The sequence below is a fragment of the Nocardia sp. NPDC051929 genome (assembly GCF_044548645.1).
In the GTDB taxonomy this organism is placed as follows: Bacteria; Actinomycetota; Actinomycetes; order Mycobacteriales; family Mycobacteriaceae; genus Nocardia; species Nocardia sichangensis.
Genome location: NZ_JBIUCG010000031.1, coordinates 77,680 through 99,645, shown reverse-complemented (window position 1 = coordinate 99,645; position 21,966 = coordinate 77,680). Strand labels below are relative to the sequence as shown.

The 21,966-nt window shown below is 69.3% G+C and carries 19 protein-coding genes and 1 pseudogene; 19 read left to right on the top strand and 1 reads right to left on the bottom strand.

Going from position 1 to position 21,966, the window contains the following annotated elements; genetic code table 11:
- Positions 1-747 precede the first annotated feature (747 nt).
- The 6 genes and pseudogenes from ACIHAX_RS34100 to recN form a co-directional block, all read left to right on the top strand.
- Positions 748-1,812, top strand: a pseudogene (locus ACIHAX_RS34100) (tetratricopeptide repeat protein); the annotation flags it as partial.
- 844 nt (positions 1,813-2,656) lie between these two features.
- Complete coding sequence (locus tag ACIHAX_RS34095; protein ID WP_355080717.1) at positions 2,657-3,547, top strand: HAD-IIA family hydrolase; 891 nt, start codon at positions 2,657-2,659, stop codon at positions 3,545-3,547.
- A 13-nt stretch (positions 3,548-3,560) separates the two neighbouring features.
- On the top strand, positions 3,561-3,863 hold the full coding sequence (locus tag ACIHAX_RS34090) for a hypothetical protein (RefSeq protein ID WP_355080718.1): 303 nt from the start codon (positions 3,561-3,563) through the stop codon (positions 3,861-3,863).
- Position 3,864: 1 nt separating this feature from the next.
- On the top strand, positions 3,865-4,686 hold the full coding sequence (locus ACIHAX_RS34085) for a TlyA family RNA methyltransferase (protein WP_355080720.1): 822 nt from the start codon (positions 3,865-3,867) through the stop codon (positions 4,684-4,686).
- Positions 4,683-5,642: an NAD kinase gene (locus tag ACIHAX_RS34080; protein ID WP_355080722.1), complete on the top strand. Its 960-nt coding sequence runs from the start codon at positions 4,683-4,685 to the stop codon at positions 5,640-5,642. The genes ACIHAX_RS34085 and ACIHAX_RS34080 overlap by 4 nt, the downstream gene beginning before the upstream one ends.
- The gene (gene recN, locus ACIHAX_RS34075) at positions 5,620-7,404 is read left to right on the top strand and encodes a DNA repair protein RecN (protein WP_397281722.1); all 1,785 of its coding nucleotides are present in this window, start codon (positions 5,620-5,622) and stop codon (positions 7,402-7,404) included. The genes ACIHAX_RS34080 and recN overlap by 23 nt, the downstream gene beginning before the upstream one ends.
- A 9-nt stretch (positions 7,405-7,413) precedes the next feature.
- Here the strand turns inward: recN and ACIHAX_RS34070 are convergent, their stop codons facing one another.
- Positions 7,414-7,833 carry an SRPBCC family protein gene (locus ACIHAX_RS34070; protein ID WP_397281720.1) on the bottom strand — a complete coding sequence of 140 codons (420 nt, stop codon included), beginning with the start codon at positions 7,831-7,833 and terminating at the stop codon, positions 7,414-7,416.
- A 444-nt stretch (positions 7,834-8,277) separates the two neighbouring features.
- On the opposite strand from ACIHAX_RS34070, the gene ACIHAX_RS34065 reads away from it, so the two are divergent.
- The 13 genes from ACIHAX_RS34065 (at position 8,278) to der (ending at position 21,890) form a co-directional block, all read left to right on the top strand.
- Positions 8,278-8,715: a hypothetical protein gene (locus tag ACIHAX_RS34065; protein WP_397281718.1), complete on the top strand. Its 438-nt coding sequence runs from the start codon at positions 8,278-8,280 to the stop codon at positions 8,713-8,715.
- A 400-nt stretch (positions 8,716-9,115) separates the two neighbouring features.
- Positions 9,116-10,330, top strand: coding sequence for a putative cytokinetic ring protein SteA (gene steA / locus ACIHAX_RS34060; RefSeq protein ID WP_355080727.1), 1,215 nt, complete (start codon positions 9,116-9,118; stop codon positions 10,328-10,330).
- Between the two features lie 8 nt (positions 10,331-10,338).
- On the top strand, positions 10,339-11,283 hold the full coding sequence (locus ACIHAX_RS34055; protein WP_397281715.1) for a copper transporter: 945 nt from the start codon (positions 10,339-10,341) through the stop codon (positions 11,281-11,283).
- A 223-nt stretch (positions 11,284-11,506) separates the two neighbouring features.
- On the top strand, positions 11,507-13,228 hold the full coding sequence (locus tag ACIHAX_RS34050) for a CTP synthase (RefSeq protein WP_355080731.1): 1,722 nt from the start codon (positions 11,507-11,509) through the stop codon (positions 13,226-13,228).
- A gap of 4 nt (positions 13,229-13,232) precedes the next feature.
- Positions 13,233-13,892, top strand: coding sequence for an NUDIX hydrolase (locus ACIHAX_RS34045; protein ID WP_355080733.1), 660 nt, complete (start codon positions 13,233-13,235; stop codon positions 13,890-13,892).
- A gap of 6 nt (positions 13,893-13,898) precedes the next feature.
- Positions 13,899-14,843, top strand: coding sequence for a site-specific tyrosine recombinase XerD (gene xerD / locus ACIHAX_RS34040; protein ID WP_364438607.1), 945 nt, complete (start codon positions 13,899-13,901; stop codon positions 14,841-14,843).
- A gap of 139 nt (positions 14,844-14,982) precedes the next feature.
- Entirely contained in the window at positions 14,983-15,447 is a 465-nt protein-coding gene (locus ACIHAX_RS34035) for a cupin domain-containing protein (RefSeq protein WP_397281712.1), read from the top strand.
- A gap of 190 nt (positions 15,448-15,637) precedes the next feature.
- Positions 15,638-16,582, top strand: coding sequence for a ParA family protein (locus ACIHAX_RS34030; RefSeq protein ID WP_379256306.1), 945 nt, complete (start codon positions 15,638-15,640; stop codon positions 16,580-16,582).
- Between the two features lie 548 nt (positions 16,583-17,130).
- Positions 17,131-17,937 carry a segregation/condensation protein A gene (locus ACIHAX_RS34025; protein ID WP_355080777.1) on the top strand — a complete coding sequence of 269 codons (807 nt, stop codon included), beginning with the start codon at positions 17,131-17,133 and terminating at the stop codon, positions 17,935-17,937.
- Positions 17,938-17,992: 55 nt separating this feature from the next.
- A complete protein-coding gene (gene scpB, locus ACIHAX_RS34020) occupies positions 17,993-18,649 on the top strand; it encodes an SMC-Scp complex subunit ScpB (protein WP_355080740.1) in 657 nt (218 codons plus the stop codon).
- A gap of 9 nt (positions 18,650-18,658) precedes the next feature.
- On the top strand, positions 18,659-19,732 hold the full coding sequence (locus ACIHAX_RS34015; RefSeq protein ID WP_355080742.1) for a pseudouridine synthase: 1,074 nt from the start codon (positions 18,659-18,661) through the stop codon (positions 19,730-19,732).
- Positions 19,733-19,797: 65 nt separating this feature from the next.
- The gene (gene cmk / locus ACIHAX_RS34010; RefSeq protein ID WP_355080779.1) at positions 19,798-20,475 is read left to right on the top strand and encodes a (d)CMP kinase; all 678 of its coding nucleotides are present in this window, start codon (positions 19,798-19,800) and stop codon (positions 20,473-20,475) included.
- Positions 20,472-21,890 (top strand): ribosome biogenesis GTPase Der, encoded by a 1,419-nt coding sequence (der, locus tag ACIHAX_RS34005; RefSeq protein WP_355080744.1) that lies wholly within the window; start codon positions 20,472-20,474, stop codon positions 21,888-21,890. Before cmk ends, der begins: the two co-directional genes overlap by 4 nt.
- Positions 21,891-21,966: the final 76 nt, after the last annotated feature.

Here is a 21,966-nt window from a genome sequence, read left to right as displayed (position 1 = left end):
CATTCCGAACCCGGAAGCTAAGCCTGCCAGCGCCGATGGTACTGCACTCGACAGGGTGTGGGAGAGTAGGACACCGCCGGAACATCCTTTCACGATAGGGGACCCAGACTCTGGGTCCCCTATCGTCGTTTGAGCACCTGATGGAGCGTCGGCGAAGCCGCCGTGCCCGCGCCCCACCGTTGGTACGTGATTGAATCTGTGGGCAATATCGACTTTTCGAAACAGAAAGGGAGCACCGTGCCGGAACAAAACGACGATCGGAAGCCCTTCCGGCGCGGCGCTCCCGATTCCGGGTCCGGCCGGCGAGGCGACAGCCAGGACGCGGGCCGCCGCAGTGGGGGATCCAACCGTCGAAGTGACTCCGGGGAACGCGGCGGCTACGGCCGCCGCGGTGATTCGGGCGGTTACGGTGCACGAGAGGGTTCGTCCGACCGAGGCGGGTTCCAGCGCCGAGACAATTCCGGCGGGTCCGATCGTCGCGGGGACAGCGGAGGTCACGACAAGCGCGGCGGCGAGCGCGGCGGATTCGGACGCAGGGACTCCGGCGACCGGCCTGGTGACACCGGTGGTTTTCGTCGCGGTGGTGACGCGCCGCCCAGGCGCGGGAGTTTCCAGCGCCGGGACGAGCCCACGGGCCGTGGCGCCGCCGGTCGAGGCGGTCCGGGCGACCGCGGTGGCTCAAAGCGGTACGAGGATTCCGGTGAGCGCGGTGGCTTCAAACGCCGGAGTGATTCCGAAGAGCGGCGCGATGAATCGCGGGGTGGCTTCCGCCCTGGCGGTGATTCGGGTAGTCGCGGCGGATTCCGTCGTGGTGATTCCCCGCGCGGTGGATCCGACCGTCGCCGTGACGATTTCGGCGATCGAGGTGATGCCCGCCGCGGCGAAACGGGCGAGCGGGGTGCGTTCAAGCGGCGTGGCGACTTCGAGGATCGCGGCGACGCCGGACGGCGTGGTGAGTCCGGTTTCCAGCGCCGTGACGACGATCGCCGTCGCCAGGGACCGGACCGGGAAGGTCGGCGCGACGTGGGCCGCGAGGCATCGGCACCGCGTGGTGAGGCGCCGCAGGAACGCCGCCGGGGCGGCGAAGGCGCTCGTGTCGGCGGAGGCCGTTCGCTCGACCGCCGCCCGCCGCGGCCGGAAGAACCCGATCTGCCGGAAGAGGTGCAAGCGACCGATCTCGACCCCGCCGTGCGGCGGGATCTGCTCAGCTTGGACAAAGGCAATGCGGAGACGGTCGCCCGGCACCTGGTGATGGCGGTGCGGCTGCTCGATGACGATCCCGGGCTCGCTCTCGCGCATGCCAGGGCTGCACGGCAGCGTGCCGGGCGGATCGCGGTCGTGCGCGAGACCGCGGGAGTGGTGGCCTACCACGCCGGTGAATGGGCGGAGGCCTTGTCGGAGTTGCGTACCGCGCGCCGGATGTCCGGTGGTTCGGGACTGCTCGCGGTCATGGCCGACTGCGAGCGCGGCCTGGGGCGTCCCGAGCGCGCGATCGAGCTCGGTCGCAGTGACGAGGCGCGCGCCCTGCGCGGAGACGATGCCGCCGAACTGCGCATCGTCGTGGCAGGCGCGCGCATGGACCTGGGCCAGTACGACCAGGCCGTCGTGACCCTCCAGACCTCTGATCTGGACCCGTCTCGGACGGGCTCGGCCGCGGCCCGCCTCTTCTACGCCTACGCCGACGCCTTGGTCGCCGCCGGCCGAACCGACGAGGGCCTTACCTGGTTCCTGAACGCCGCCTCCGCAGATTTGGACGCGGAGACGGACGCCGAAGAACGCGCCGCCGAACTCACGGGCGACACCGACATCTGAACCTGCGATCGCAGCCACGGAGGCGGGCTACCCTCGGCGGCGCGTCATGGCGGAGTTGCCGAGCATATAGGCCCACCTCGTGGATTACGGGCAACCGGAGACGCTGTGGTGTCCGGAAGCTGTGTTGCCCATGCTGTGCCGGTCCCGCGAGGTCATCACCGCGATTCGGTCCCGGGGAGATGGGTTGGCCTCCGCGGTCTGTCGTGGCGGATCGGGTGCGGCGCGGTCTCGATCGGAGAAACCGGCAGGCTCATCTCGTGGATTACGGGCAACCCGAGGCGCTGTGGTGTCCGGAAGGTGTGTTGCCCATGCTGTGCCGGTCCCGCGAGGTCGTCGCCGGGACTCGGCCCGGTCGAGGCGGATCGTGGGCCGTCCGAATGCGCCCTCTGTCGGACGCGGCGACCGTTCCTGCGGCGAGTCCGGCGATGAGCAGCGCGGATGCCCCCTGCTTCGACTTTTCCCGGCTGCCTCTGGTCGCCGGGCCGCGACGACCCGCTCCCCCTGCCGCGATCGTCACCGGAAGAACACTGCGCATGCGGGGTTGTGCAGCCTGTCGGCATCGCGCTGAGGCGATTTCGACTGCATGACCTCACCCCGTGTCCGGGTCGCTCCCGGTGATACCGAGTCCGGAGCGAATTGCCCGGCGGACGCGGGCATACCGAGGACGTGGCCGCTGGTCGGAAACCGCCGTCGGGGTATGTGATCCGACGCTGCGGGAGTGGCTGACGCCACGTCTTTCCGGTCCGCTCGCTGGCGTAGTGTCGGTGTCTCGGACTCGGCGGACCGCGGGTCCGGCGGTGATGCGTCGGCACGGTGCCGATCGGTGACAGGGAGTGAGAGTGGTGTGAAGCGACTACGAGAGCGCTACCGAGCCCTGCTGCTGGATCTGGACGGCACGTTGTATCGCGGTCACGCGGTGATCGAAGGGGCGCCGGAAGCGCTGGCGGCGGACGGGCAGGCGGACCAGCGGCTGGTGTACGTCACCAACAACGCCAGCCGCGGACCGCAGGTGGTGGCCGCGCATCTGTCCGAACTCGGGTTTCCCGCATCCACCGACGACGTGGTGACCAGCGCCCAGGCAGCGGCGCGGCTGTTGGCCGAGCGGCTCGACCCGGGTGCGCACGTGCTGGTGGTCGGCACCGACGACCTGGCCGCCGAGGTGGACGGCGTCGGACTTCGGCCGATCCGGCGCTTCGACGGGGACGCGCCCGCCGCTGTGGTGCAAGGACATTCACCCCACACTTCTTGGCCGGACCTCGCCGAAGCCGCCTACGCCCTGCGCGCGGACGCACTGTGGATCGCGGCCAACACCGACCGGACCCTGCCCAACGAACGCGGCCTCGCGCCCGGTAACGGTGCGATGGTCGCGGCGTTGCGCGCCGCCTCCGATCGGGAGCCGATCGTCGCGGGCAAACCGTATGCGCCGCTGCTGGAGGACGCGCTCGTCCGGGCCGGTTCCCGCTCCGCTCTGGTGGTGGGCGACCGTCTCGACACCGATATCGAGGGCGCCAACCGTGTCGGTCTGGACTCGTTGCTTGTGCTCACCGGTGTCAGCACGCTGGACGAACTCCGGAAAGCCCCGGACGGGCAGATCCCGACATATGTCGCCGACTCGCTCGACGCCCTCAACCACGCGGTCGTTGCCGCCGAGCCGGAAGCCGATCTCGGTGAGATGCTTCAGCGCAACCCGGGGCGAGCTGTGACGGTCCGCGCGTCCGATTCGGAAATCCGATAGCGTTGACGCCACGATGACTACTCCAACGCCTCGTCCGCACGGCCCCGGTACGGGCGCCGGTGCACCGGGTCCCCGCCCAGGGGCCCCACTGCCCGGTCAGCACCTGCCGGGTGCGCAAGGGCGCCCGGAGCCTGCCGATCCGGATCGAATTCGCGGCGAGGTCGACAGCCTGCTCGCCGAACTCGACTTCCCCGGCCGAAGCGGAGTCGCGACCGACAGCGCCGAAGCCGGAGTCGACATCACCCGTCGCGCTCGCATCCTGGAGCAGGCACATGACGTGCTGGTACAGGCCTTGGCCACGGTGGACAAGATCTGAGGTGGCCAGGCGCGCGCGGGTGGACGCGGAACTGGTTCGCCGCGGGTTGGCGAGATCGCGAGAACACGCGGTCGAGCTGATCGGCGCGGGCCGCGTCCTGATAGCTGGAACGGTCGCGGTGAAGCCGGCGACCGCCGTCGAGACGGGCACCCCGCTGGTGGTCCGCGACGAGCCCGACGAGGTGTCGTGGGCCTCGCGCGGTGCGCACAAACTGCTCGGGGCGCTGGAGCGGTTCGAGCAGGACGGGTTGTCCGTAGCGGGTAAGCGCTGTCTGGACGCGGGCGCCTCGACCGGCGGTTTCACCGACGTGCTGCTGGCACGGGAGGCGCGGGAGGTCCTCGCGGTCGACGTCGGCTACGGCCAGCTGGTCTGGCGCCTGCGCAACGACGAGCGGGTCCGGGTGTTCGATCGGACCAACGTGCGCAACCTGACGCCCGAAACCATCGGCGGCACGGTCGAAATGGTGGTGGGCGACCTGTCGTTCATCTCGCTGAGCCTGGTGCTGCCCGCGCTGGCCGCGTGCGCCGCGCCGGGCGCCGACCTGCTGCCCATGGTGAAACCGCAATTCGAAGTCGGCAAGGAGCGGGTCGGTTCGGGCGGCGTGGTGCGTGATCCCGCGTTGCGCGCCGAGGCGGTGCGCACGGTGGCGGCCGCGGCCGCGGAACTGGGCATGCGTACCGCCGGTGTCGTGGCGAGCCCGCTGCCGGGCCCGTCCGGCAATGTCGAATACTTCTTGTGGTTGCGTACCGACGGGCCGTTCGAATACGACGGTGAGCAGGTCGCCGCGCTGGTCGAGCGTGCGGTTGAGGAGGGTCCACAGTGAACGCGCTGGCCGAGCCCTGCGGCCGGGAGATCTTGCTGGTGTCGCATCCCGGTCGCGCGGAGATCATCGAAACCGCCCACCGGGTGGCGAAGATCTTCGCCGACGCGGGCATCTGCCTGCGTGTACTCGCCGACGAAGCGGACAGCACGCGGTTCGAGTCCGAGCCGGGCGGTTTTCCGGTGCGCGTGGTCGAGCACAGCGCTGAGGCGGCGGTCGGCTGCGAGATGGTGCTCGTGCTCGGCGGCGACGGTACGTTCCTGCGTGCCGCCGAGTTGGCGCGCCCGGCCGGGGTGCCGGTGCTCGGGATCAATCTCGGCCGCATCGGGTTTCTCACCGAGGCCGAGGCCGAGCACCTGGACGAGGCGCTCGCGCAGGTGGTCCGACGTGATTACACGATCGAGCACCGGATGACCATCGACGTCACCGTGCGGATCGAGGACGAGGTCGTCGACAGCGGATGGGCGCTGAACGAGGCGAGCATCGAGAACGCTTCGCGCATGGGGGTTCTGGAAGTGGTGCTGGAAGTCGACGGGCGCCCGGTCTCGTCGTTCGGCTGTGACGGCATCCTCATCTCCACACCGACCGGATCGACCGCCTACGCCTTCTCCGCGGGCGGCCCGGTGGTGTGGCCGGAACTGGAAGCGTTGCTGGTGATTCCGAGCAATGCCCATGCCCTGTTCGCGCGACCGCTGGTGACCAGCCCGGATTCCCGGATCGCGGTCGAGTCCGTGGCGACCGGACACGATGCGATAGTTTTCCTGGACGGCAGGCGCACGCTCGCACTGCCCAGCGGTGGACGGGTCGAAGCGGTTCGCGGCGCTCGACCGGTGCGCTGGGTGCGGCTGGACTCCGCACCGTTCGCCGACCGGATGGTGCGCAAGTTCCAATTGCCCGTGACAGGCTGGCGTGGCCGACGGCGAACGGAGAGCACAAGTGCTGACAGAGATCAGGATTGACGGGCTTGGCGTCATTTCCACGGCGACCGCGCAGTTCCACGCGGGACTGACCTGCCTGACCGGCGAGACCGGCGCGGGCAAGACGATGGTGGTGACCAGCCTGCATCTGCTCAGCGGTGCGCGCGCGGACGCGGGCCGGGTCCGGCTCGGCGCGTCCCGTGCCGTGGTCGAGGGCCGGTTCACCATCGACGACGTCAACGACGCCGCCCGCGCGGAGGTCGCGCGGGTACTGGAGGCGGCCGCGGCCGAGCAGGACGACGACGGCAGCGTCATCGCGATCCGCACGGTCGGCAGCGACGGACGCTCGCGTGCGCATCTCGGTGGCCGCGGCGTCCCAGCCTCGGTGCTGGCCGATTTCACCGCCCCCCTGCTGACCGTGCACGGTCAGAACGATCAGCTGCGTTTGCAGCGCCCCGACCAGCAGTTGTCGGCGCTGGACCAGTTCGCGGGCGACGCGGTGGGTACGCTGCTGCGGAAATACCAGGTGCTGCGCCGATCGTGGCTCGACGCCCGCACCGAACTGCTCGAACGGACGGCTCGCAGCCGGGAACTGGCCCTCGAGGCCGAGCGACTCGAGCACTCGTTGAACGAAATCGACGCCATCGCGCCGGAACCCGGCGAGGACGTGCGCATCGTCGACGAGGTGCGCAGGCTCAGCGATCTGGACTCGCTGCGGGAGGCGGCGGCCACCGCGCACGGCGCGCTGGCCGGGCCCGCCGACGCGCCCGAGGACGGTTCCGGCGCGCTGGAGGCGCTCGGCGCCGCGCGTGCCCGCATCGAAGCCGCCGACGATCCGGCGCTGGTCGCGCTCGCGCCGCGCCTGGCCGACGCCATCGCCGTGGTGGTCGACGTGACCACCGAGCTGAGCGGGTATCTCTCGGACCTGCCTTCGGACCCGGGTGCGCTGGATTCGCTGCTCACCCGCCAGGCGGAATTGAAGACACTGACCCGGAAGTACGCGCCGGACATCGATGGCGTACTGGCTTGGGCGCAGGAGGCGCGCACCCGGCTCGGCTCGCTGGACGTTTCCGAGGAGGCGCTGGCCAAGCTGGCCGCCGAGGTGGACACCGCCGCGGAACGGGTGCGGGAGGCGGCGAAGAAGCTGAGCGCCGCGCGGACCAAGGCGGCGGGCAAGCTCGCGACCGCGGTGAGTGCCGAGCTGGGTGGTCTCGCCATGGGCAAGGCGCGTCTGGAGGTCGAGGTGCGGCCGATGCTCGCGGGCGCGCAGGACTCGGCGCCGCTCACTGTCGACGGCAAGGAATTGCACGCGGGGTCCACAGGCGTCGATGAGGCCGAGTTCCGGCTGGCCGCGCATTCGGGCGCGCAGTCGTTGCCGTTGAGCAAGAGCGCGTCCGGCGGTGAGCTGTCCCGGGTGATGCTGGCGCTGGAGGTGGTGCTCGCTGGGTCCGAGCATGGAGCGACGATGGTGTTCGACGAGGTCGACGCGGGCGTCGGCGGGCGAGCCGCGGTGGAGATCGGCCGCAGGCTGGCCCGGCTGGCGCGTACCCACCAGGTGATCGTGGTGACCCATCTGCCGCAGGTGGCGGCGTTCGCCGACACCCACCTGGTGGTCGACAAATCCGACGACGGCAAGGGCACTGTCAACAGTGGCGTCCGTGCGCTCACCAACGACGAGCGGGTGGTGGAACTGGCGCGCATGCTGGCCGGTCTCGACGACACCGAGACCGGCCGGGCACACGCGGAGGAACTGCTGGCGACGGCGCGCGCCGAGAAAGCGGGCGCCGAGGTGGCCACGCGCTGAGCGCGCGGGTCAGCGCACCGCTTTCTGCGCGCCCTTGATGAACTGGCCGATCAGGTTCTTCAAACCGAACTCGAGCACCTTGGCCGGCACCGGAAGCGACGGATCGGACTCCATCGTGTAGGAGACGAGAGTGCCGTTGTCGGCGTCGGCGAAGGTGACGATGCCGACGTGCCGCTTCACCGGCGCGCCCTTGACGATCTTGTACTCCATTCGCTCACCTGGCACGAGCTTGGTGATCTCCTCCGTGACACCGACCGGGCCGAGGCCGATCAGGTGCTGCGCGCCGACGCCCTCCCGCTCGGTCAGGCCGGGTTTGACCAGCTTGACCTGCACCGGAACGTAGGGGCTTATGCTCTCGCGGTCGGCGAAGAGCCGGTACACGACCTCACGCGGGGCGGCGATGACGGCGTCGACGGTGGTGCTGGCCATGAATTCTCCTCTTCCAGTTACGTGTGACGGGCAGCATATAGGTACAGCGGGCGCGGCTCGGCGATCGTGTCGTCCGCATCACAATCGGCGGCGAGCCGTTCGGGTGGCCGGTGTTCCGCGCCGCTGCCGCCGGGGCGCGAAGTGTCCGAGTCGATGCGCTGTGACGACGGGCGTCGAGCGCATAACCGGTCAGATCTACTGGTGATGTCCGTGAAATGTCTAGTCACGGATGCGGATCTCGGTTGCCGGACCCGAGGGTGGCCCCGGAGCGATGGGTAGTCCGCTGCGGTCAAAAGGTTGTGTATCAAGGATTTTCGCGTCTGGTGCAGATGTCGAGCGAATCCTTGTCCGTAATGTCTGTTTAGTAATCTACTATTGAAGTCAGTAAGTGAACGGCGGGTGAATTCCGCTGAACATGGGAAGCGCCGAGGCAAAGGGGCCATCATGCGCAGTGTTCCTACGGTGACGATCGCGACGGGGGAACCGGGTCGTCGCGGCTCGGCGACCGGAGGTGGCCGGGAAAGGCCGAAGAAGGGCGCATTCGCCCTGCTCGTCGCCGGCCTCGCCGCCGGAACGGTCGCCGCGGCGGGCGGCGCTGCCGCGGAGTCCTTGTCGCGCTCCGACCACTCAGGGCGTTCGGGTTCGCACGGCGACTCGACGGGGTGGCACAAGATCGATCCGTTCGGATACCGACACTCCGACCCGAATCCGCTGCGACAGAACGAGCATCAGCATGCCCTGCGTGAGTATCACCGGCAGAACATGCCGCGACCCGACGAAAGTGGCGCGAGCGACGGCGCTGGCGAAACGGCCTGGTCTCGCACCCAACGCCCGGACGGCAGTGGCTGGACTGTGTGCCGTCCGCAGGCGAAGTGGTGCTGACCGGTGATCGAGGCGCGAACTCCGCCGCAGCGATGGGCGCGGTGAGTCCTCGCGTGCTGGCGAAGTCGCTCCGCATCAGATCGCTTCCGGTGATGAGTAGCGAGCTATTCGCTATGTACTGGAATCGCACTGTGCCGCGCCGTCAGTGTGACTCGAAGCGGGATTCGCAACTCGATTGCTGACTGGGTCGATTGGTGGGGGGTTGCCTGATGGTAGACCTTCGGCAGTTTGTGGATAATTCGCTGCCTTACTACACAAATGCAGGGATTATTTCGTGAATCGAGTGACGGCGGTGTTGTCGGCGAAATGGGATTGCCAGTACATAGCGTGATATCGAATGGGGCTGTGTGAGACGGCGCGCCTCCACCAATGGTTGAGGGTTTGCGGTCATCATCGCTGCATGAAGATGCCGGCGCTGTTGTCGAGAAACACCGAAACGCTTCCTGGTCTGATCGGGACGGCCCGGGTGGATCGCGACACCCGGCGGCTGCTCGGCCGGGTCGGGCCGGGCGACATCGTCGTCCTCGACGAGATGGACCTCGATCGGATGACCGCCGACCGGCTGGTCGAGGCACGCGTCGGCGCGGTGATCAATACCTCGCCGTCCATCTCCGGCCGTTACCCCAACCTGGGCCCCGAGGCACTCGTGTCCCATGGGATCCTGCTGCTGGACACGGTGAGTTCGGATGCGTTCAAGCGGATCAAAGACGGTGTCAAGGTCCGCGTCGACGGTGGCGTGGTCTACGCCGATCGGCTGATCAAGAAGGAACCCGAGGTGCTCGTCGAGGGCATCGAGCTCACCGGGCCTGCCATCGCGGAGCGGATGATCGAGGCGCGCAACGGTCTGGCCGATCACCTCGAGGCCTTCGCGGGCAACACCATCGAGTTCATCCGGACCGAGAGCGCGCTGCTCATCGACGGGTTCGGCGTCCCGGAACTGGATCTGGTGATGAAGCAACGGCACGTGGTGGTCGTCGCCGACGGACCGGACCACGCGGAGGATCTGCAACGGCTCAAGCCGTTCATCAAGGAATACGCCCCCATCCTGATCGGGGTGGGGCGCGGCGCGGACACTCTGCGCAGGCGTGGATACCGGCCCGACGTCATCGTGGGCGATCCGGAGGAGATCACCACCGCGACGATGAAGTGCGGCGCCGAGGTGATCCTGCCCGCCGACACCGATGGTCACGCCAAGGGCCTCGAACGCATCCAGGACCTCGGCATCGGCGCGACGACCTTCCCGTCTTCCGGTTCGCCCGCCGATCTTGCGCTGCTGCTGGCCGAGCATCACGAAGCCGCGCTGATCGTCACCGCGGGAGCGCCCGCCTCGCTCGACGACTTCTTCGACCGGGGCCGCCGCGACAGCAATCCGGCCACCTTCCTGACTCGGCTCAAGGTGGGCACGAAGCTGATGGACGCCAAGGCGGTGGCCACCTTGTACCGCAACCGCGTGTCCGGAGTCGCCGTCGCGCTGGTGGTGCTCGCCGCGCTGGTCGCGGTGATCGTCGTGTTGCTGGCGTCCAACAGCGGCGGCGACGTCCTGGACTGGGGTGTGGACAACTGGAACCGCTTCGCGCGGTGGGCGCAGGGGCAAGTCGGAGCTCGAGAATTCTGAGGAGAACGATGATTTCGATGCGCCAGCACGCCATCTCGATCGTCGCGATCTTTCTCGCGCTCGCGATCGGTGTGGTGCTCGGATCCCAGACGCTCGCGGCGGATCTGCTGTCGGGCTTGCGGGCGGACAAGGCCGACCTGCGGCAGCAGGTCGATGCACTGACCGAGCGGAACCGCCTGCTCGACGAGCAGACCACGGCCGCCGACCGGTTCATCGCCGGTTCGTCGGGCCGCATTCTCGGCGGTGCGCTGGCCGACCGCAGTGTCGTCGTGTTCACGACCCCGGACGCCGATCCAGGGGACGTCGACGCGGTGACCAGAGCGCTCGCGGCCGCGGGCGCGGGCGTCACGGGACGGATCGCGCTCACCGAGGCGTTCGCCGACGGCAGCGAAGGCGATCGGATGCGCACGGCCGTCACGAACGTCATCCCGGCCGGGGCGCAGCTGCGTACCGGCGCGGTGGATCAGGGCAGCATGGCCGGTGATCTGCTCGGCCTGGTACTGCTGCTCGATCCGGCCAACGGGCAAACCCGGAGCACCCCGGAGGAACTCGGGCTGGTTCTGGAGACCCTGCGCGGCGGCGGCTTCCTCGCCTACGGTGACACGCCGGTGCGACCCGCGCAGCTCGCGGTCGTGATCACCGGCGATGGCGCCGCCGCGGCCCGGGACGGCGTCGGCTCGAATACCGCGCGCTTCGCGGGCGCTCTGCGCGGCCGGGGCGCGGGAGTGGTGCTCGCCGGTCGCGCGGGCGCTGCCGACGGGCAGGGGCCGATCGCCGTGGTCCGCTCCGACGCGGCGCTCGCGGCGCAGGTGAGCACCGTCGACAATGTCGAGCGGGAACTCGGCCGGGTCACCACCGCGCTCGCGCTCACCGAACAGCTCAACGGGGGCGCCGGACGCTACGGCACCGGCGCCGAGGCCGCCTCGCTCACCCTGGCCGTCGTGCCTGGCTGACCAGCCAAAAGACTGTCGTCGGGCAACTGGAGGATGCGCACGCCGGGCCCGGACCGATCGCTGTCACGGGCGTCGCGGCACCCGCTTCCTCCGCACGTCCGCTACCGCGACGAGACGTGCCCCACAGTCCGGCCGCGCGGGCTCTGATCGATGTCCCGCGATCGGCGGGCAAACGCGCGTGGCATTCGAACGGACGGGCGGATTCGTGTTACCGTGAAGACCCGTGGGTCAAACACGGATTCAGGCGCGAACGGACACGAAGCACATCTTCGTCAGCGGTGGTGTCGCCTCCTCATTGGGTAAAGGTCTTACCGCCTCCAGCCTCGGTCAGCTGCTGACGGCGCGTGGGCTGCGCGTCACGATGCAGAAACTCGACCCGTATCTGAACGTCGATCCCGGCACGATGAACCCCTTCCAGCACGGCGAGGTGTTCGTGACGGAGGACGGCGCGGAGACCGACCTGGACGTCGGCCACTACGAGCGCTTCCTCGATCGGGACCTGTCCCGCGACGCGAACGTGACCACCGGGCAAATCTATTCGTCGGTCATCGCCAAGGAGCGCCGCGGCGAGTATCTCGGCGACACGGTGCAGGTGATCCCGCACATCACCGACGAGATCAAGAGCCGGATCCTCGCGATGCGCGGCCCGGATCTGCAGGGCCAGACGCCGGACGTGGTGATCACCGAGATCGGCGGCACCGTCGGCGACATCGAGTCGCAGCCGTTCCTGGAGGCCGCCCGCCAGATCCGCCACGACGTCGGCCGGGACAACGTCTTCTTCCTGCACGTCTCGTTGGTGCCCTACCTGGCGCCCTCCGGGGAGCTGAAGACCAAGCCGACTCAGCACTCGGTGGCGGCGCTGCGCAATATCGGCATCCAGCCCGACGCGCTGATCCTGCGCTGCGACCGTGAGGTCCCGCAGGGGCTGAAGAGCAAGATCGCGCTGATGTGCGACGTCGAGGTCGACGCCTGCATCTCCACGCCGGACGCGCGGTCGATCTACGACATCCCGCGGGTGCTGCACCGGGAGGGCCTGGACGCCTACGTGGTGCGCAGGCTGGGCCTGCCGTTCCGCGACGTGGACTGGACGGTGTGGGGCGACCTGCTCGACCGGGTGCACGCGCCGCGCGAGACGGTCGAGGTCGCGCTGGTCGGTAAGTACGTCGATCTGCCCGACGCGTACCTCTCGGTCACCGAGGCGCTGCGCGCGGGCGGGTTCGCCTCGCGGGCCAAAGTGAACATCCGCTGGGTGCCCTCCGACGAGTGCGAGACTCCCGCGGGCGCGCAGCACGCGCTGCGCGACGTGGACGCCGTGCTGATTCCCGGCGGCTTCGGCATCCGCGGCATCGAGGGCAAGGTCGGCGCGATCCACTACGCGCGTACCCGCGGCATTCCGCTGCTCGGCTTGTGTCTCGGATTGCAGTGCGTCGTGATCGAGGCGGCGCGCACGGTGGGGCTGGCGGAGGCCAACTCGGCCGAATTCGAACCGGACACGCCGCACCCCGTCATCTCCACCATGGCCGACCAGGAGCAGGCCGTGGCAGGTGAGGCCGACCTCGGCGGCACCATGCGGCTCGGCGCCTACCCGGCGACCTTGGAGAAGGGCTCGGTCGTCGCCCAGGCCTACGGCAGCGAGCACGTCTCCGAGCGTCATCGCCACCGTTACGAGGTGAACAACGCCTATCGCGACAAGGTCGCCGAGAGCGGCTTGAAGTTCAGCGGCACCTCGCCGGACGGGCACCTGGTCGAGTTCGTCGAGCTGCCCGCCGACGTGCATCCGTTCTTCGTCGCCACGCAGGCGCACCCTGAATTGAAGAGCCGGCCGACCCGCCCGCATCCGCTGTTCGCGGCGCTCATCTCGGCGGCGCTGAAATACAAAGCGGCCGAACGACTTCCGGTGGACATTCCGGGCGAAGAACTGGCGGGTGCGGCGGAACAGGCGTAGTGGCATGACCAACGGGGGCGCTGCCGAGCCGGGCAGCCACGACTTCGAGATCGAATCCAGCAGAACCGTCTACAGCGGCGCGATCCTCGCGTTGCGGCTCGACCAGGTGCGGATGCCGGGTGGCCGAGTCGTCGAGCGCGAGGTGATCGAGCACCACGGCGCCGTCGCGGTCGCCGCGATCGACGACGACGGCAACGTGGTGCTGATCAACCAGTACCGCCATCCGATCGGCAGGCGGCTGCTCGAACTGCCCGCCGGGTTGCTCGACGTGCCCGGGGAGGACCCGCTGCTCGCGGCGCGTCGTGAGCTGGCCGAGGAGACCGGGCTGGCGGCCCGGGAATGGGCGGTCCTGGTGGACGTGGCGCTTTCGCCCGGGTTCACCGACGAAGCGTTGCGGATCTACCTGGCTCGCGGGTTGTACGAAACCGATCGTCCGGAGCCGGAATTCGAGGAGGCGGACCTGGAAGTGGTCCGCATGCCGGTCGACGCGGCGGTCCGCGCGGCGTTGAGCGGGGAGATCGTCAACGCCACCGCGGTCGCCGGCGTGCTCGCCCTGGCGGCCGCGCGGGCGGACGGCATCGAACCGCGGCCGCCGGACGCGCCATGGGACGGGCAGCCGACGAATTTCCTCCGCCGCAAGGCGGCCCAGAAGTCCGAAGACTGACCGGAGGTGCTCGGTCGCGAGCTCGACACCTATCTCGACCACCTCACCGTCGAGCGCGGCGTCGCGCGCAACACCCTGAACGCCTACCGGCGTGATCTCGGTCGGTATCTGGACTTCCTGACCGGGCGCGGCATCGGCTCGCTCGACCGGGTCGACGAGTCCGACGTCGCGGAGTTCACCATGGCGCTGCGCTCGGGCGGTCCCGGGCACCCGCCGCTGGCGGCGAGTTCGGTGGCCCGCGCGCTGATCGCGGTGCGCGGCTGGCATCGCTTCGCCGCCGCGGAGGGTTTGACCGACACCGATGTGGCGCACGCGGTGAAGCCGCCCGCGCCGGGGCGCAGGTTGCCCAAGGCGCTGCCCTACGACCAGGTGCTGAAACTGCTGGAGGCGGCGGGCGGCGGCCAAGGCGATCCCGCTGCGGGCGTAGACGGCGGACCACGCGGCCTGCGTGACCGCGCGCTGCTTGAATTGCTGTATTCCACCGGCGCCAGGATCTCGGAAACGGTCGGGCTGGACGTCGATGATCTCGACATCGAGGAACGGGCGGTCGTCCTGCGCGGCAAGGGCGGGAAACAGCGTCTTGTGCCGATCGGGCGGCCCGCGCTCGCCGCCGTGGACGCGTATCTGGTGCGGGGAAGGCCCGTGCTCGCCGCACGCGGAAAAGCCAACGCGGGAGCCCTGTTCCTGAATGTACGCGGCGCCCGGCTGTCCCGGCAGAGTGCCTGGCAGGTCCTGCACACCGCCGCCGAACGCGCGGGCATCGCGGCGGCGGTGTCACCGCACACCCTGCGCCATTCCTTCGCCACCCATCTGCTCGACGGCGGCGCCGATGTGCGGGTGGTGCAGGAATTGCTGGGCCACGCCTCGGTGACCACGACCCAGATCTACACCTTGGTGACGGTCAACACCCTGCGCGAGGTCTGGGCCACCGCGCATCCCCGCGCCCGGTAATCCGTTGCACGCGTCGGGAACTTCGCGTGCGCGATGTGACGGAACAAAGTGGACTGTAGTCCGGTTGTGCTGGTTCGCCGGGTGAGCGCGGTGCTGTCACCGACGGCTCGGTTCCCGACCACAACGCGAGGTGAATTGCATGGCAAAGTCTTTCATCGTCCACGAGTCCGATGTCGAGGCGATTCCGTTGCCCGGCGGCGGCTCCTTCCGGCTGTTGGAGGACAGCGAGAACTCCGAAGGGCTCTTCGGCGCCAATCGGCTGACCCTGGCCGCGGGTGCGGACGGCACCCGGCCGCACCATCACACGAAGTCGACCGAGATCTTCTATGTGCTGGGCGGCACAATAGATTTTCTCGTCGACGGCGCCAGAACCGCGGTGAGCGAAGGTGGTCTGGTGGTGGTTCCGCCGGGCACGGTGCACGCCTTCGGGGCCACCGCCGAAGGGCCCGCCGAGTTTCTGGCTGTGCTCACACCCGGTATCGTCCGCTTCGAGTACTTCCGGCAACTCGGCCGGATCGCGCGCGGGGAGGCGGACTGGGACAGCATGAACGAGTTGCACGACCGGTTCGACGTTCATTTCGATGGCGGACCGCAGTGGCGCTGACCAGCGCGGCACGAACACGCCGCGCGCAGGCGCGGCACTCGAGTGCCGTCAAGCGGTAGCGTCTATCGAGAGCTGGACCGCACGAAAGCGAGGTCGGCACCGATCGGCCTCGCTACGCTCGGCGAGGCAACCGGCAAGGACGTATAAGGAGCAGCGGATCGTGACGACAGCCGGCGCGGCAGAGCCGCCGATGGGTGCTGGGGCGGAGCCGCTTACGGGCTCGCGACCGGGTCCGTACTCGGACGCCGCGGCGGAAACGCTGTGGGGCCATGGAGTGGAGCCGGTCCCGGAGGACGCGACGCTCGGCCCGACCGGACGGCCGTTGCGGCTGGTGCCGGACCCGCCGCCGGTCGGCCAGCACGGTGACGCGCTGATCGTGGCCATGTGCAACCAGAAGGGCGGCGTCGGCAAGACCACCTCCACCATCAATCTCGGTGCCGCACTGGCCGAATACGGACGTCGCGTCCTGCTCGTCGACCTGGACCCGCAGGGCGCGCTGTCGGCGGGTCTCGGCGTCGCCCACCACGATCTCGACCTGACCGTGCACAACCTGCTCATCGGTTCCAAGGTGTCGATCGACGACGTGCTGATGCAGACCAGGGTCCCGAACATGGACCTGCTGCCAAGCAATATCGACCTTTCCGCCGCCGAGATCCAGTTGGTCAACGAAGTGGGCCGGGAACAGTCGCTCGGCCGCGCGCTGGAGCCGATCCGCAACCGCTACGACTACATCCTCATCGACTGCCAGCCTTCGCTCGGTCTGCTCACGGTCAACGCCTTGGCCTGCTCGGACGGCGTGATCATCCCGATGGAATGCGAGTACTTCTCGCTGCGCGGGCTCGCGCTGCTCAACGACACCGTCGAGAAGGTGCGGGACCGGTTGAATCCGCGGTTGAGCCTGTACGGAATAGTGGTCACCATGTTCGACTCTCGACTGCTGCATTCCCGCCAGGTCATGGCGCGGGTCGTCGAGGTGTTCGGTGACCTGGTCTACGACACCGCCATCGCGCGCACCGTCCGTTTCCCGGACGCCAGCGTCGCGGGCGAGCCGATCACCACGTGGGCGCCGAAATCCAGTGGCGCCGAGGCGTATCGGTCGATGGCTCGGGAAGTCATCCACCGATCCGGCCGGTGACCGGCCACTCGGACCCTTCGTCTGCGTCCCACCACAACCCGTCCGGCCAAGGGTCTTCCGCGGCGGGATCGACATCCACGCCGGACGACCGCGCGTCCGATTCTCGTGGGCCGGACCCGGCCGGCCCTGGGCGGGGTCCCGCACTCGGCAACGCGGCCGCCGCATTCATCGCCGCAGGCCGGGACGCTGCCCCCCGGCGCGCGAACCCGGCCGTCGTCGGAGGCGCCACGCCTCGGCCCGCACCGGAGGTGGAGGCCTCCCCGGCACGGGACAGCGCGGACGAACCGTCTCCGAAACCATCCACGCAGCCCACCGAGGATGTCGCGCGGGAGGACTCCGAGACAGTGGGCGATCGGCCCGCTGACGTGCCGGACGCACCGGGCCGTTCGTCAGACGTGCCGGATGCACGTGGCCGTCCGTCGGCTACGCCCGGCGGGTCGGACGCCTCTGGCTTTCCGCCGGACACATCGGACGCATCCGATCCCTCGCCCGGCACGTCGGAGGCGAAAGAACAGCCGACGGCCGAGCCGCACGCGTCCGGATTCCGGCTGCGACTCAGCAACTTCGAGGGGCCGTTCGACCTGCTGCTCACCCTGATCAGTTCGCGCAAGCTGGACGTCACCGAGGTGGCGTTGCACAAGGTCACCGACGAGTTCATCGCCTACACCAAGGCGCTGACCGCGAACATGGCGCGGCAGAACACCTTGCGCGCGGACAAGATCCTGGACCAGACCACGGAATTCCTGGTCGTCGCCGCCACCTTGCTCGATCTGAAGGCGGCGCGCCTGCTGCCGTCCGGCGAGATGACCGACGCCGAGGACCTCGAACTGCTCGAGGCGCGCGACCTGCTGTTCGCCCGGCTGCTGCAGTATCGCGCGTTCAAGCAGGTCGCCGAACTGCTCGGCGAACTGGAGGCGGCCGCGCTGCGCCGCTATCCGCGCGCGGTCGGCCTGGAGGAGCGCTACGCCGGTCTGCTGCCCGAGGTTAGGCTTGGTGTCGGGGCGGCCGAGTTCGCCGCGATCGCCGCGGCGGCCTTCCGGCCCCGTCCGGTACCCAAGGTCGGGCTCGACCACTTGCACACGCACGCGATCTCGGTGGCCGAGCAGGCGGCACTGGTGCTGGAGCGGCTCAAACAGCGTGGTGCGGGTGCGTGGACATCCTTCGGCGAGCTGGTCGCCGACTGTGAGGTACCGGTCCAGATCGTCGCCCGCTTCCTGGCGCTGCTCGAGCTGTATCGCGGCAAGACGATCGAGTTCGATCAGCCCGATCCGCTCGGTCCCTTGGCGGTCAGCTGGATCGGCGACGAGGCCGCGCAACAGGTGGACACCGTGACTATCGAGGAGGACTACGGGTGAGCGAGCACAGCGCGCGTTCGCGCACGGCGGAGGCGAACTCCGGTGAGGCGCGGTCGTGAGTGAGGCAGTGGTGGAACTCACCCCCGAACCGCTCGCGGACGCCGATTTTCGTTCGGCGCTGGAGGCCATGCTGCTGGTCGTGGACGTTCCCGCGCCGGTAGACCAGCTCGCGGCCGCACTGGGCGACAGCACCGAACGCGTCGAGCGGACCCTGCGTGAAATGTCCGCTGAGCTGTCGGCGCGATCCAGTGGGATAGATCTGCGTTTCGTCGGTGACGGCTGGCGCTTCTATACTCGCAGCGAGTACGCGCCGTATGTGGAGCGGATGCTGCTCGACGGCTCCCGATCGAAACTGACCCGGGCGGCCTTGGAGACGCTGGCGGTGGTGGCATACCGTCAGCCGGTGACCAGGACCAGGGTCAGCGCGGTGCGCGGCGTGAACGTCGACGGGGTGATGCGCACCCTGCTGGCCAGGGGTCTGATCGCCGAGGCAGGCGTGGACCCGGAGACCAACGGGACGCTGTACCGCACCACCGAGCTGTTCCTGGAACGGATCGGACTCGCTTCGCTGAGCGATCTGCCACCCCTGGCGCCCCTGCTTCCGGGCGTCGACCTGATCGACGAGATCAACGAGAGCCTGGAGACGGACCCCCGGTACACCAGGTTGAGGAAACCCGCCGAGGCCGATTTGGACCTCGGCACCGAAGAATGACAGGACACCATGAATACGCCCGCTCGCCGAGATGGCACACCGGATCGTAGGAAACGCGGCGCACAGCCCGAACGAGGCGGCGCGAGCCGCAACTCCAGCTCACGCGACGCTCGTTCGGCCCAACGGGGTATCGCCGCCCGCGGCGCCCAGCAGGGCGGCGGGGGCCGAGCGGACCGACGCGGATCCGCCCCGGTTCCGAACCCGCAGCGGCACGCGGCCGCGAGCAAGAAGAAGCCCAAGCCGCAGCGGCAGGTCGCGCCGCCGCCGCTGCTGAGCAACGCCAAGCCCGCGCGCCACCAGAACGTGGAGCCGGACTCGTCCGGCGGTCACACCAAGCTCCCGTGGGGCGAGGGGGAGCGGTTGCAGAAGGTTCTCGCCAAGGCGGGCGTGGCCTCGCGCCGGGCCGCCGAGGAGATGATCGCGCAGGGCCGCGTCGAGGTCGACGGCATGATCGTGCGCGAGCAGGGCCTGCGTATCGACCCGCAGCACGCGGTGGTGCGCGTCGACGGCACGCGCGTGGTGGTGCGCGAGGAACTGGTGCACGTCGCGCTGAACAAGCCCAAGGGCTGGCAGTCCACCATGTCCGACGATCTGGGGCGCCCCTGCGTCGGTGACATCGTGGCCGAGCGTATCGCCGCGGGTCAGCGGCTGTTCCATGTCGGGCGACTCGACGCCGACACCGAGGGCCTGCTGCTGCTCACCAACGACGGCGATCTGGCGCATCGGCTGATGCACCCGTCCTTCGAGGTCTCCAAGACCTATCTGGCGACGGTGCACGGCGAGGTCAACAATCGCGCGGTCGGCAAGCGGTTGAAGGAAGGCTTGGAGCTGGAGGACGGTCCCGCCAAGGTGGACCGTTTCCAGGTGCTCGAGCTGGGGGAGGGACGTTCTCTGGTGAAGGTGGTGTTGCACGAAGGGCGCAAGCACATCGTGCGCCGCCTGCTCGACGCGGTGGGTCATCCGGTCATCCGGCTGGTCCGCACTCATATCGGCCCGGTCGCGCTGGGCGACCAGCGGCCCGGCACGCTGCGCGTACTCGGCCGCGATGAAATCGGCAAACTCTACGAGGCGGTGTCGTTGTGAACGGTGTGGAGATCCCGGTGCAGGCGCCGGCGCGGTTGGCCGGCCCGAGCCCGCTGGTGGTCGCCATGGACGGGCCGTCGGGTACCGGGAAGTCCAGCGTGTCCCGGCGCCTGGCCACCCGGCTCGGCGCCAGGTACCTCGACACCGGCGCGATGTACCGGGTGGCGACGCTGCGCGTGCTGCGGGCGGGCATCGAACTGACCGACTCCGCGGCCATCGGCGCCGCGGTCAAGGAGCTGCCGCTGTCCATCGGCACCGATCCCAGCCGCGAGGTGATCGAGCTGGACGGCGAGGATGTACGGTCGGAGATTCGCGGCGACGCGGTCACCAAGGCGGTTTCGGCGGTCTCCGCGGTGCCCGAGGTGCGTGAGCTGCTCGTCGCCATGCAGCGCGACATCACGGCGGCCGCGGGGCGGATCGTGGTGGAGGGACGCGACATCGGCACCGTCGTGCTGCCCGCCGCCGACGCCAAGATCTACCTGACCGCGTCCGCCGAGGCGCGGGCGCACCGGCGCAATCAGCAGAACATCGCCGAGGGCAGGGGCGACGACTACGCGGGCGTGCTCGCCGACGTGCAGCGCCGCGACACCCTCGACTCGACCCGCAAGGTGTCCCCGCTGCGCCCCGCCGAGGACGCGGTACCGGTAGACACCAGCGAACTGTCCATGGACGAGGTTATCGACGAGCTGTATCGCGTTGTCGCGCAGCAGGTCTCGACGTGTGGAGCCGGAGGGGACCGATGAGTGGGGACGTACTCGCAGGCGACGGCGTCTGGAGCGACGAAGCCGACTGGGAACTCGCCGACCTGGAGGGCGAATTCGAGGACGCGGCGCACGTCGCGATGCCGACGCTGGCCGTGGTCGGCCGCCCGAACGTGGGCAAGTCGACGCTGGTGAACCGCATCCTCGGCCGCCGCGAGGCGGTCGTGGAGGACATTCCTGGCGTGACCCGCGACCGCGTGTCCTACGAGGCGAACTGGGCGGGTCGGCGTTTCCTGGTCCAGGACACCGGCGGCTGGGAGCCCGACGCGAAGGGCCTGCAGCAATCGGTGGCCCGCCAGGCCGAACTGGCCATGCACACCGCCGACGCGATCCTGCTCGTGGTCGACGCGGTGGTGGGCGCCACCGCCACCGACGAGGCGGCCGTGAAGAAGCTGCGCCGCTCCGCCGTCCCGGTGATCCTGGTCGCCAACAAGGTCGACGACCAGCGGGTGGAAGCGGAAGCGGCGGCGCTGTGGTCGCTGGGACTCGGCGAGCCGCGCATGGTCAGCGCCGCCCACGGCCGTGGCACCGGCGACTTGCTCGACGACGTGCTCGAGGTGCTTCCCGAGACTCCGCGCGAGGGAACCGGCGGCGTCGGCCCGCGTCGCGTGGCGCTGGTCGGCAAGCCGAACGTCGGCAAGTCGAGCCTGCTCAACAAGCTGGCGAACGACGAGCGCTCCGTGGTGCACGATGTCGCGGGCACCACGGTCGACCCGGTCGACTCCCTCGTCGAACTGGGCGGCAAGGTCTGGAAGTTCATCGATACCGCCGGGTTGCGCCGCAAGGTGTCCAATGCCAGCGGCACCGAGTTCTACGCCTCGCTGCGCACCAAGTCGGCGCTGGAGGCATCGGAGGTGGCGATCATGCTGGTCGACGCCTCGCAGCCGATCACAGAACAGGATCTGCGGGTGATCAGCCTGGTCGCCGATTCCGGGCGGGCGTTGGTGCTGGCGTTCAACAAGTGGGACCTGGTCGACGAGGATCGTCGGCTGCAACTGGAGCGTGAGGTCGACCGCGAGCTGGTCCGGGTGCCGTGGGCGCAGCGAGTGAACATCTCCGCGCACACCGGCCGCGCGGTGCAGAAGCTGGTGCCCGCGATGGAGACCGCGCTCGAGTCCTGGGACAAGCGCATTCCGACGGGCAGGCTCAACACCTGGCTGAAGGAAGTGATCGCCGCGACCCCGCCGCCGATGCGCGGCGGCAGGCTGCCCCGCGTGCTGTTCGCCACCCAGGCGACCACCAGGCCGCCCACGTTCGTGCTGTTCACCACCGGCTTCCTGGAGGCAGGCTACCGGCGCTTCCTGGAGCGCAGGTTGCGCGAGGAGTTCGGTTTCGACGGCTCGCCGGTCCGCATCTCGGTGCGGGTGCGGGAGAAGCGGGATCGTTCGAAGAAATAGGCGACGACGGGTGCGAGGGCAACCCACCATGGCGAATGAAAGCTAATTGTTAGCGGGCGAACGTAGATGGTCGATA